This is a genomic window from Azonexus sp. (assembly GCF_030824335.1).
In the GTDB taxonomy this organism is placed as follows: Bacteria; Pseudomonadota; Gammaproteobacteria; order Burkholderiales; family Rhodocyclaceae; genus Azonexus.
This window is the reverse complement of the sequence record NZ_JAVBXX010000004.1, coordinates 75007-87051: the sequence shown is the minus strand read 5'-3', so window position 1 is coordinate 87051 and position 12045 is coordinate 75007. Positions and strand designations below refer to the sequence as shown.

The 12045-nt window shown below is 60.1% G+C and carries 9 protein-coding genes; 7 read left to right on the top strand and 2 right to left on the bottom strand.

Annotated features, from left to right (window positions below):
• Positions 1-576: 576 nt before the first annotated feature.
• Genes RCI20_RS01740 through ampD form a run of 6 tightly spaced genes read left to right on the top strand, consistent with a single transcriptional unit; the run spans position 577 to position 6344 of the window.
• Entirely contained in the window at positions 577-1908 is a 1332-nt protein-coding gene (locus RCI20_RS01740) for a TAXI family TRAP transporter solute-binding subunit (protein WP_306602772.1), read from the top strand.
• Entirely contained in the window at positions 1905-2534 is a 630-nt protein-coding gene (locus tag RCI20_RS01735; RefSeq protein WP_306602771.1) for a ParA family protein, read from the top strand. Before RCI20_RS01740 ends, RCI20_RS01735 begins: the two co-directional genes overlap by 4 nt.
• Positions 2535-2546: 12 nt before the next feature.
• Positions 2547-2774, top strand: coding sequence for a PP0621 family protein (locus RCI20_RS01730; RefSeq protein WP_306602770.1), 228 nt, complete (start codon positions 2547-2549; stop codon positions 2772-2774).
• A 2-nt stretch (positions 2775-2776) separates the two neighbouring features.
• On the top strand, positions 2777-4351 hold the full coding sequence (locus RCI20_RS01725; RefSeq protein ID WP_306602769.1) for a PAS domain-containing sensor histidine kinase: 1575 nt from the start codon (positions 2777-2779) through the stop codon (positions 4349-4351).
• The gene (locus tag RCI20_RS01720; RefSeq protein ID WP_373691456.1) at positions 4348-5694 is read left to right on the top strand and encodes a sigma-54-dependent transcriptional regulator; all 1347 of its coding nucleotides are present in this window, start codon (positions 4348-4350) and stop codon (positions 5692-5694) included. Before RCI20_RS01725 ends, RCI20_RS01720 begins: the two co-directional genes overlap by 4 nt.
• 50 nt (positions 5695-5744) lie before the next feature.
• On the top strand, positions 5745-6344 hold the full coding sequence (ampD, locus tag RCI20_RS01715) for a 1,6-anhydro-N-acetylmuramyl-L-alanine amidase AmpD (protein ID WP_373691455.1): 600 nt from the start codon (positions 5745-5747) through the stop codon (positions 6342-6344).
• Here the strand turns inward: ampD and RCI20_RS01710 are convergent.
• Both RCI20_RS01710 and RCI20_RS01705 read right to left on the bottom strand, forming a co-directional pair.
• On the bottom strand, positions 6321-7565 hold the full coding sequence (locus RCI20_RS01710) for a pyridoxal phosphate-dependent aminotransferase (protein WP_306602767.1): 1245 nt from the start codon (positions 7563-7565) through the stop codon (positions 6321-6323). The two genes, ampD and RCI20_RS01710, sit on opposite strands and share 24 nt — an antisense overlap.
• 72 nt (positions 7566-7637) lie before the next feature.
• On the bottom strand, positions 7638-9482 hold the full coding sequence (locus tag RCI20_RS01705; RefSeq protein ID WP_306602766.1) for a phosphoenolpyruvate carboxykinase (GTP): 1845 nt from the start codon (positions 9480-9482) through the stop codon (positions 7638-7640).
• 244 nt (positions 9483-9726) lie between these two features.
• On the opposite strand from RCI20_RS01705, the gene RCI20_RS01700 reads away from it, so the two are divergent.
• Complete coding sequence (locus RCI20_RS01700; RefSeq protein ID WP_306602765.1) at positions 9727-12006, top strand: NADP-dependent malic enzyme; 2280 nt, start codon at positions 9727-9729, stop codon at positions 12004-12006.
• The last annotated feature ends 39 nt before the right edge of the window (positions 12007-12045 follow it).

Here is a 12045-nt window from a genome sequence, read left to right as displayed (position 1 = left end):
GCCTGCTGCAAAAAACCAATGATCTGCTCTTCTGAAAATCGCTTCTTCAAGTCCATTCTCCTTCTCGAAAACGGACTTTACTAAATTGCCTGTGGCACTGATTACGGGGAGCACCTCACTACCGCCCTTTTTGATCTGAATGTCCACATTCAAATTATCCAAGCGTCGCCTGCGGGGTAGGAGAGTGAGATCATCATGCCAAGAATCAGGTGTTCTGCAACAAATCGGATCCTCCGTCTGTTTGCTGCAGAATAGCTGCCGCTCAATCCGCAGCAGTCGAATAACCGCTTTGGCCGAGGTGCAGTAGTTCAGAAATCGCCCCATACGACTGCTCGACTCAGTTACCTGCCGTTTGGGGGGGCGGGATAGCTGAACGTTGGCAGTGGCTCGATTCGAGCCGCGCATGGTTAAGGCGATTCACTGGTCAACTCTCTGCGTTTTTCCGGTCGACCTGGGAATTGACCGATTTTCCTTCGTTTTGTCGCTGGGGCGGCCGTCTGCGGTAGATCGAAGCAGGCCGCGGTGATACCCTCGGCATCTTGACGACGAGAGGCGCTTATTTTCCGTGAGTGACGCATGATGACGAAAATCAAGGCTGGACTTCTCTCTTTGCGCGACCTGTTTGCCACCGCATGGTGGATTTTCCTGCTCGCCGGCATGGGTTTTGTCGTGGCCTTCCAGTTCGTCCAGCCGGCGCCGCCCCGGCATGTGGTGATGACCAGCGGTGGGGAAAGCGGTGCCTATTTCCATTTCGCCAAACGCTATGCGGCGATTCTGGCGCGCGATGGCATCACGCTGGAGATCCGGACGTCGGAAGGTTCGGTCAATAATTTGCAGCGTTTGCGCGATGGCGAAGCGCAGATCGGTTTTGTCCAGGGCGGTGTCATTGCGCCGGCGGACGATGTGCTGAGCGATGGCAATCCGGAAGATGCGGGTTTGTTGTCGCTGGGTAGCGTGTTTTATGAGCCGGTCTGGGTTTTCTACCGCGGGCCCACCATCACCAAGCTGAGCGAATTGCGCGGCAAACGCATCGCCATCGGTCAGGAAGGCTCAGGCATTCGTCAGCTTGCCTGGCGTCTGCTGGAAGACAACGAGGTAGATTCCCAGGTCAATGCCTTATCGATTTCCGGCCTGGATGCGGCGGAAGAATTGCAACAAGGCCGCATCGACGCGGCTTTTGTCATTGCTGCGGAACACGCGCCGGTCGTTCAAGTGCTGCTGCGTTCGCCCGGCGTCAAGCTGATGAGCTTTGCCCAGAGCAGCGCCTACGAGCGGCGTTACCCTTTCCTGACCCGCCTGACCATGCCGCGGGGCGTGGCTGATCTGGTCCGCGACTTTCCGCCCGAGGACACCCGGATTCTTGCGCCGACCGCCACGCTGGTGATTCGCGACGACCTGCATCCGGCCTTGCAGAATTTGTTGCTGCAGGCCGCCAAGCAAGTGCACGGCAAGCCCGGATTTTTCCAGACGGCAAACGAATTTCCTGCCTACATGGATGCCATGCTGCCGCTTTCTCCGGAAGCCGAGCGTTTCCTGAAGTCCGGGCCGCCTTTCCTGCAACGCTATCTGCCGTTCTGGCTGGCCGTGCTGGTCGACCGCCTGATTGTCCTGCTGGTGCCGGTCATCGCCTTGCTTATTCCGCTGATGCGGATTGCCCCGGCGCTGTATAGCTGGCGGGTACGTTCGCGGGTATTTCGCTGTTACGGCGAGTTGAAACTGCTGGAGCTTGATCTGAAAAACAATTTCGATTCGGTGCGCCTGGCGGAATATCGCCAGCGCCTCGACAAGCTGGATGATGAAGCCAGCGATTTGCAATTGCCGCTGGGGTACACCGATCTGGGCTATACCTTGCGTGAGCACGTCAATCTGGTGCGCGGCATTCTGGAAAAACGGGAGAGCAAGGCATGAAAGGTTTTCTCGTCGCCAATCCCAAGGGCGGCTCAGGCAAGAGCACTCTGGCGACCAATCTGGCAGGTTATTTTGCGGCGTGCGGCCATGATGTGATGCTGGGCGATATTGATCGCCAGTTATCGTCGCGCGAGTGGCTGGCCACCCGTCCGTTCGAGTTGCCAACCATTGAAACCTGGGATATCGGGCCGGACAATATTGCCCGGCCGCCCAAGGGCATTTCGCATGTCGTGCTCGATACGCCGGCCGGTTTGCACGGCAAGATGCTCGACAAGGTACTGAAGTTGTCGACACGCGTTATCGTGCCGGTCCAGCCATCGATTTTCGACATGCGGGCAACGCGGCATTTCCTCGAAGCCTTGCTCGATGAAAAAGCCGTGCGCAAGGGCAAGGCCGATGTGGCGGTGATCGGCATGCGGGTCGATGCGCGAACGCGAGCGGCTGGCGAGCTGGAGCGGTTTTTCGCCACCTTCGAGCTGCCGGTGCTGGCTTACCTGCGCGATACGCAGGTCTATGTGCAAGCTGCCGCTGCCGGCATGACGATTTTCGACCTGCCGCGTTCGCGCGCCGAGCGGGATCTTGAACAGTGGCAGGCAATTATCGAATGGGTGGAGCAGCCGCAGTAAGCGGCCACGATCATGATGAAATATCTGCTGTTGTTGATTCTTTTTGCCATTGTCTGGTGGGCCTGGAAGAAGCGTTCCACGCCGCCGCGCGATGATGCCCGGCGCAATCCGCCGGTCGAACGCATGGTGACCTGCGCCCACTGCGGGGTGCATTTGCCGGAGAGCGATGCACTGGCCGATGGCGCAAGGTATTTCTGCAACGATGCCCACCGGCGGGCGGTGCAGCGCCAGGGGAGTTGACGGTGCAGGGCTGGCTGTCTACGACCTGGGAGGCCAACTGGCGGTCGTTCCAGTATTTCAATCTTTACCGTCTGCTGCTGGCCAGCCTGTCTTTGCTGGCCCTGTTTTTTCCCAATGACTGGATGCTGCGCCTGAACCTGCTGCCATCGGCGCTCAGCTTTGGCATGGTCGGTGCCTACATTGCGGCAAGCGCTATCGGGATATTGCTGGCGCGACTCTGGCAACAGCATTTCAATCTGCAATTGTCGACACAGGTACTGGTCGATGTGGTGGTCATCAATACGCTGATGTACCTTGCCGGCGGGGTGAGTAGTGGTTTGGGCCTGATCCTGCTGGTTTCGCTGGCGGCAGCCAGTCTGGTCGGGCAGGGGCGTCTGGTCCTGTTTTATGCCGCGTTGGCGACGCTGGCCGCCTTGTCCGTCCAGACCCTTGGCATCCTGCGGCATGGCTTGAATCCCGGTAGCATCGTGCAAGCCGGATTCATCTCCGCCGCGTATTTCGCGACTGCCGTGCTGGCCCGTCTGCTCGGTCAGCGTGTGATGGTCAATGAAGAGTTGGCGCGTCGCCGCGGTATCGCGCTGGATAATCAGATACGTATCAGTCAGCGAGTGGTCGAGCGCATGCAGGATGGGGTGCTGATCGTCTCCCGCGAAGGGGAAATCGTGCGGCATAACCCGATGGCGGCGTATCTGCTGAATTTGCCGGCCGAGGGGGGCGATCTCGCCACGCATGCGCCGCCGTTGGCTGCAGCCCTTGCCAGTTGGCGGGCCGGCAGCAGTACCGACAGTGTCATGCTGCAGGGTGCCGGTAACACCGAATTGAGTGCCCGTTTCGAGTCGACCGCCAGTTCGGATGGCGAGGTACTGGTTTTTGTCGAGGACATGGGGCGCATCAAGGAGCGCGCCAAACAGCTCAAACTGGCATCCTTGGGGCGGTTGACCGCCAGCATTGCGCATGAAATACGCAATCCGCTGTCGGCCATCAGCCATGCGGGTGAGTTGCTCAAGGAAGAGCGGCGCGGCGAAATATCCGACCGCTTGCTGCGCATCATCGGCGATAACACGGCGCGTCTGAACCGGATTGTTGGCGATGTCCTGGAATTGGGCCGGCAGACTCAGCCGAGACTTGATCGCATTGCCTTGCATGGCTTTTGCGATATTTTTGCGGTCGACCTGCTCTCCAGCGAGAATTTGCCGGCCGAAACCATCGTGATCGACGTGCCGGATGACCTGACCTTGTGTTTTGATCGGGCACACCTGCATCAGGTGTTGTGGAATCTGGTCAGCAACGGGCTGCGTCATTCATCGCGCAGCGCTGGTGCGGTGCGGATCAGCGCTCGCTGGGCACGGAGCAACGGCCGGGTAGAATTGCATGTGGCCGATGACGGGCCTGGCGTGCCGGTGGAAATGTACGATCAGGTTTTCGAGCCGTTTTTCACCACGCACCATCAGGGAACCGGGCTGGGCTTGTTCATTGCCCGCGAATTGTGCGGGGCCAACGGCGCATCCCTGAGCCTGAATACCGAGGCGAGCGGTGGTCATTTCATAGTTGTCGGGAGAAACGATACGTGTCCGTGAATCGCAGTGATCGGCGCCCGCGTGGCGAGTTGAATCGTATTCTGGTCGTCGATGACGAAGCGGATATCCGCGAATTGATCGACCTGACCCTGTCCCGCATGGGGCTGGCGGCGGAGTGTGCTGGATCGGTTGCCGAAGCACAGGCGGCGCTGGCTGCCGGCAGCTTCCAGTTATGCCTGACCGACATGCGTCTGCCGGATGGCGAGGGGCTGGAGATCGTTCGCCACATCAGCGAGCATTATCCGCAAACCCCGGTTGCCGTGATTACCGCCTTCGGTAGCGCCGGCAATGCGGTTGCCGCACTGAAGGCCGGGGCATTCGATTACCTGGCCAAGCCGGTCGGGCTCGAACAGTTGCGCGCCTTGGTCAAGTCGGCCTTGCGTTTGCCGGACAGTGCCGTGGAAAACAGCGCTTTGCGGGCGTTGACCGGAGAATCCTCGTGCATGCAGCAAGTGCGCGAGATGATCGAAAAACTGGCGCGCAGTCAGGCGCCGATTTACATCTCCGGCGAGTCGGGCAGCGGCAAGGAACTGGCGGCTCGCCTGATTCATGCGCGCAGCGCCCGTAGCAGCGGCCCCTTTGTCCCGGTCAATTGCGGTGCGATCCCGGAAAACCTGATGGAAAGCGAATTTTTCGGCTATCGCAAAGGCGCCTTTACCGGGGCGGAAAGCGATCGCGACGGCTTCTTCCAGGCGGCCAATGGCGGCACGCTGTTTCTCGACGAGGTGGCCGATCTGCCGCTGGCCATGCAGGTCAAATTGCTCCGGGCGATCCAGGAAAAACGCGTGCGCAAGGTGGGGAACGTCACGGAAGAAGCGGTCGATATGCGCATCATCTGCGCTACCCACCGCAATTTGCGTGACTGTGTCGACAAGGGAAGCTTTCGCCAGGATCTGTATTACCGGCTCAACGTCATCGAGTTGCGCATGCCGCCGCTGCGCGAACGCATGGAAGACATCGTGCCGCTGGTCGACAGCGTGCTGGGCAAACTGTGCGGTGAGGCACCACCAAGGCTTTCCCCTGATGCCATCAAGGCGCTGCAGCTTTATTCCTTTCCGGGCAACGTGCGTGAGCTGGAGAACATCCTCGAGCGGGCAACCGCCCTGTGTGCCGGTGATTTGATCGAAGCCGATGATCTGCATCTCGAACCTGACGAAATGGGCAGCGGCGATTTGCAAGGGCGCGGCAGCGAAACGCTGGACGATTACCTGAATCGACTCGAACGGCAGGCCATCCTCGAAGCCTTGCAGAAGACGGAAGGCAACCGGACAGCGGCGGCTCGCCTGCTGGGCGTCACTTTCCGCTCGCTGCGTTACCGACTGGAACGATTGGGCATCGAGTGACGCGAGCAGCAAGGCGCCGGCACAGAACGGGCAGACCGGCAAAGCGCGGTGTGGCGCAGCCTTGGCTGGCCAGAGGCTGGCTTGCTACGGCCACAAAAACAACTGCTGGTCCCACGGTCGACCACCTGCCATCGCCCAATTTTGGCGCGCGGCCGCAGGGGGCGGCGGTGTCGCTGGTCGTCATCCACAACATCAGCCTGCCGCCGGGTGAGTTCGGTGGCGACTGGGTCGAGGATTTTTTCCTGAACCGGCTCGATGCTGCGGTCCACCCGTATTTTTCCGAAATTTCCAGTTTGCAGGTATCGGCGCATTTCTACGTCAGGCGCGGTGGACGCATCGTCCAGTTCGTCGGTTGTGACCAGCGCGCCTGGCACGCCGGTCGTTCAGACTGGTGCGGGCGCGACAACTGCAATGATTTCTCGGTCGGCATCGAGCTCGAAGGCTGCGATGAGCAGCCGTTCACCGATGCCCAGTACGCGGCGCTGTGGTGTTTGATCGATGCCTTGCGCCAGCGCTACCCGATTGCCGCAATTGCCGGCCATAGCGATATCGCGCCGGGACGCAAGAGCGACCCCGGCCCATATTTCGACTGGGTGGCCGTTGCTGCCCGTTATCCCGATCTCGCCCTACCGCCCGAAGTAGCGGCGTAGGCGTTCGACCGCCTCGGCCAGCCGGTCGACGCCGGTGGTATAGGCGAAGCGGATGTGTTTTTCCGGCGCGTTGCTGCCGAAATCCAGCCCCGGTGTTGCCGCAACACCCGTTTTTTCGAGCAGGTCGCGGGCCAGCGTGAAGCTGTCGGCGGCCAGCGCCGAGCAGTCGCAATACAGGTAAAAAGCGCCTTCCGGCCGGGCGGTGACGCGGAAGCCGATGGCTTCCAGTGCCGGCGCCAGAAAGTCCCTGCGGCGGCGGAATTCGGCCCGGCGTTCCTCAAGGATGGCAATGGTTTCCGGCTGGAAGGCGGCGAGCGCGGCGTATTGCGCCGGCGTCGACGCACAAAGCACAAGGTTTTGTGCCAGTTTCTCGACATCGCGGACAAAGGCTTCCGGGATCACCATCCAGCCCAGCCGCCAGCCGGTCATCTGGAAATACTTCGAGAAGCTGTTGATCACCCAGATGTCGTCGCCTGCGCTGCAGGCGGTGGTTTCTGCGGCGAAACCGGGGGCGCTCTCCCTATTGGATCGGGTGCCCCCCAAGGGGATTTCCTTCGCCGCGAAGCAAGTCCCCTTGGGGGACGGGGCGTACGTCAGGCCGTGATAAATCTCGTCGACCAGGAAATGACCGTTGTTCTGACGGCAGACGTCGGCTAGCGCGGCGATCTCGGGCAGCGTTAGCAAGGTTCCAGTCGGGTTGGCCGGTGAGGCGACGAGCAGGCCTGCTGTGCGTTCATTCCAGGCCGCGCTGACCTGCGCCGCGGTCGGCTGGAAATTGCTCTCCGGGCCGACGGCAATCGACTGCGGTCGACCTTCGTAGGTACGCAAAATGTGCCGGTTGCACGGGTAACCGGGGTCGGTCAGCAGCCATTCGCTGCCGGGATCGGCGAGGCAGGCGAAGGCCAGATTGAGTGCGCCGGAGGCGCCGTTGGTGATGGCGATGCGGGCGGCCGGCACGCTGACGCCGTAGCGCTGGCAGTAGAAATCGCTGATCGCGGCGCGCAGTTCGGGCAGGCCGAGCGCCTGGGTGTACAGGGTTTTTCCGCTTTTGATCGCGTCGACCGCAGCATTGACGATAGGCTCGGGCGTCGGGAAGTCCGGTTCGCCGATTTCCATGTGGATGATGTCGCGGCCTTCAGCTTCCAGTTGGCGGGCGCGGGTCAGCAGTTCGACGACGTGGAAGGGCTCGATATCAGCCAGACGGGCGGCGGAACGCAGCATGCGATTCTCCAAAGTAAAACGGCCACCGGGTTTGTCACCTCGGTGGCCGTGTGATCCTGGCTCAGGCTAGGATCAAGCAGCGTCCTTGAAAATGCCCATTTCGAACAGTTCGCGCTTGAGCACGAGTTCGCGCGGCATCTTCTCGCCCATCTTGTCGAACCATTCCTTGTGGCCGGCCAGTTCGGCCTTCCAAGCGTCGGCGTCGATGGTGGTCAGCGCTTCGAAGTCGCCCTTGTCGATTTCCAGGCCGTTCCAGTCGATATCCTCGAACTTCGGCATCCAGCCGAGCACGGTTTCCTTGGCGGCCACGGTGCCCTTGCAACGCTGAACGATCCACTTCAGCACGCGCATGTTGTCGCCGAAGCCCGGCCACATGAAGTTGCCGTCCTTGTCCATGCGGAACCAGTTGACGCAGAAGATCTTCGGCGTGGCATCGACGGTCTTGCCCATCTTCAGCCAATGGTTGAAGTAGTCGCCCATGTGGTAGCCGCAGAACGGCAGCATGGCGAACGGATCGCGGCGCACGACACCCTGCTGGCCGAAGGCGGCGGCAGTGGTTTCGGAACCGAGGGTGGCAGCCATGTAGACGCCGTAGTTCCAGTTGAAGGCTTGGTACACCAGCGGCACGGTGGTGGCACGACGGCCGCCGAAGATGAAGGCCGAGATCGGCACGCCGGCCGGATCTTCCCAGGCTTCGTCAACCGATGGGCACTGGCTGGCCGGCGCGGTGAAACGCGAATTGGCGTGGGCGGCTTTCTTGCCGGCCTTGCCGTCTTCCGGCGTCCAATCCTTGCCCTGCCAGTCGATCAGGTGCGCCGGGGCTTCCTTGGTCAGGCCTTCCCACCACACGTCGCCGTCGTCGGTCAGTGCGACGTTGGTGAAGATGATGTTTTCCTTCAACGTCGCCAGCGCGTTGAAGTTGGTCTTTTCGCTGGTACCCGGTGCGACGCCGAAGAAGCCTGCTTCCGGGTTGATGGCGTAGAAACGGGTGACGCCGTCCTTGTCGACACGCGGCTTGATCCAGGCGATGTCGTCGCCGATGGTGGTGATTTTCCAGCCGTCGAGGGTCTTCGGCGGAATCAGCATGGCGAAGTTGGTCTTGCCGCAGGCCGACGGGAAAGCGGCAGCGACGTAGGTCTTTTCACCTTCCGGCGATTCGACGCCGAGGATGAGCATGTGTTCAGCCAGCCAGCCCTGTTCGCGCGCCATGTTGGAAGCGATGCGCAGCGCAAAGCACTTCTTGCCGAGCAGGGCGTTGCCGCCGTAACCGGAACCGTAGGACCAGATTTCGCGGGTTTCCGGGTAATGCACGATGTACTTGACGGTCGGGTTGCACGGCCATTTGCTGTCCTGCTGGCCCGGTTCGAGCGGGGCGCCGACGGTATGGATGCAGGGGACGAATTCGCCATCGCTGCCGAGCACGTCGAAGACGGCCTTGCCCATGCGGGTCATCGTGCGCATGTTGGTGACGACGTAGGCGGAGTCGGTAATTTCGAAACCGATATGGGCGATTGGCGAACCAAGCGGACCCATGCTGAACGGGATCACATACATCGTGCGACCCTTCATGCAGCCCTTGAACAGGCCATTCAGCGTTTCGCGCATGACGGCAGGCTCTTCCCAGTTATTGGTCGGGCCGGCATCTTCCTTGTTGGCCGAGCAGATGTAGGTGCGGTCTTCGACGCGTGCCACATCGGACGGGTCGGAGAAGGCCAGGTAGGAATTCGGACGCTTGGCCGGGTTCAGCTTGATCAGCGTGCCGGCTTCTACCATTTCGGCACACAGGCGGTCATACTCTTCCTGCGATCCGTCAGCCCAGTGAATTTTGTCTGGCTGGGTCAGCGCGGCAATCTCTGCGACCCATTTTTTCAGGCCTTCGTGTTTGACGTAGGCAGGTGCATTCAGCGGTGCGGTCATGGCGGTGTCTCTCTCTAAGTTACTGAAATAGCTAGGTTTCACGCCAGTCGCCGGGAGCTGCCACCAAGACTTGAGCGGCGAGGGGCCGTCGGCTGGGAAGCCCGTAATTATGCCTTAATCGGGGGTAAACATCTACTTGACTTTCAATGTCTAAGTGATGTCCGAAATGCTGGCCAGAATGTGCTGCGTGCTATAATTTATCGCATCCCAAAACCGTATTTCACGATACAAAACGGAGGAAGACATGGATCCCAGACAATTGCGCGAAGCCGCTCTCTATTACCATCGCGAGCCGAAGCCGGGCAAAATCGCGGTAACACCGATCAAGCAGTTGACCAATCAGTATGATCTGTCGATGGCGTATTCGCCAGGCGTCGCCTTCGCGTGCGAGGAAATCGTCGCCGATCCGGCCGAAGTCAGCACCCTGACTTCGCGGGCCAATCTGGTTGGTGTGATCACCAACGGCACTGCGGTGCTGGGTCTTGGGGCCATTGGTCCGCTGGCAGCCAAGCCGGTGATGGAAGGCAAGGGCGTTCTGTTCAAGAAATTTGCCAATATCGATGTGTTCGACCTGGAAATCGACGAGCGCGATCCGGACAAGCTGATCGATACCATCGCCTCGCTGGAGCCAACCTTCGGCGGCATCAATCTGGAAGACATCAAGGCGCCTGAGTGTTTCTACATCGAAAAGAAACTGCGCGAACGGATGAAAATTCCTGTCTTCCACGATGACCAGCACGGCACGGCCATTGTGGTTGGTGCAGCCATCCTGAATGGCCTGCATTTGATCGGTAAAGACCTGTCGACCGTAAAAATCGTCACGTCCGGTGCCGGTGCTGCGGCCCTGGCTTGTCTTGACTTGCTGGTCATGCTCGGCGCGCCGGTTGAGAACATCTGGGTTACCGATATCAAGGGCGTGGTCTATGAAGGTCGCGTCGAAGAGATGGACGAGATCAAGGCGCGCTACGCCAAGGTGACTGACGCCAGGACGCTCGGTGAGGTAATCGCCGATGCGGACGTCTTCCTCGGTTTGTCGGCTGGCGGCGTGCTGAAGCCGGAAATGGTGGCCAAAATGGCGGCGAAGCCTTTGGTCATGGCCTTGGCCAATCCGACGCCGGAAATCACGCCCGAGTTGGTCAAGAGCGTGCGTGACGACGCCATCATCTGTACCGGCCGTTCAGATTATCCGAATCAGGTGAATAACGTACTTTGCTTCCCGTTCATCTTCCGTGGCGCACTCGATGTGGGTGCGACGACGATCACCGAAGAAATGAAAATGGCGGCGGTCAAGGCGATTGCCGAGTTGGCGCGGGCCGAACAGTCGGAAGTCGTTGCTTCCGCCTATGGCGAGAAAATTTCCGGATTTGGTCCGGAGTACCTGATTCCCAAACCGTTCGATCACCGCCTGATCGTCAAGATTGCCCCGGCGGTCGCCCGGGCCGGCATGGAGTCAGGGGTTGCCACCCGGCCGATCAAGGATTGGGATGCCTACATCCAGGGCTTGAACGAATTTGTTTACCACTCCGGCATGATCATGAAGCCGGTTTTCTCGCAGGCCAAGCTGGCACCCAAGCGCATCGTGTTTGCCGAAGGTGAAGATGAACGCGTCTTGCGTGCCGTGCAGGTAGTGCGTGACGAAGGTATTGCCCGACCGATTCTGATCGGCCGCCATGCCGAGATCAATCGCCGCATCGAAGAAGCCGGCTTGCGGATTCGCGAAGGCGAAGATTTCGAGGTGGTCCACTCCGACAACAGTACTTTCTTCGACGAACACTACGAGGAATTCTGGACGACCTACCACGGGATCATGGAGCGCCAGGGCGTTTCGCCGGATTACGCCCGCCGCGAGGTGCGTCGCCGCAATACCTTGTACGGTGCACTGATGGTCCGTCTGGGTTACGCCGATGGCTTGATCTGCGGTACCTTCGGTCGCCACGATACGCACCGTGAGTATGTGCAGAGTGTGATCGGCACCCGTCCTGAGCTGGATCGCTATTACGCAATGAATCTGCTGATGCTGCCGGGTCGGACGGTGTTCATTGGTGATACCTACGTCAATTACGATCCGACGGCCGAGCAACTGACCGATATGGCCCTGCTGGCAGCCGAAGAGATTCGTAATTTCGGCATTCAGCCCAAGCTGGCATTGCTGTCGCACTCCACCTTCGGTACCCAGGACACGCCCACCTCGCTCAAGATGCGCGAAGTGCTGGCCCAGTTGCAGCGTCGGGCGCCGGATCTTGAGGTGGAAGGTGAAATGCACGGCGACGCCGCGCTTGACGAGCAAATCCGTTTGGCGGCTTTCCCGAACTCGCGGCTCAAGGGGCAGGCCAATCTGCTGATCATGCCGACGCTGGATGCAGCCAATATTTCATTCAATCTGCTCAAGGTGGCAGCCGGTGACAACCTGACGGTCGGACCGATTTTGCTCGGCGCGGCCAAGCCGGTGAACATCCTGACGCCAACGGCCACGGTGCGCCGCATCGTCAATATGACGGCCTTGACTGTCGTGGATGCCTCTTGAAATAGTGCTTGAATTATCGCCGCTATCCTCATGGTTTAA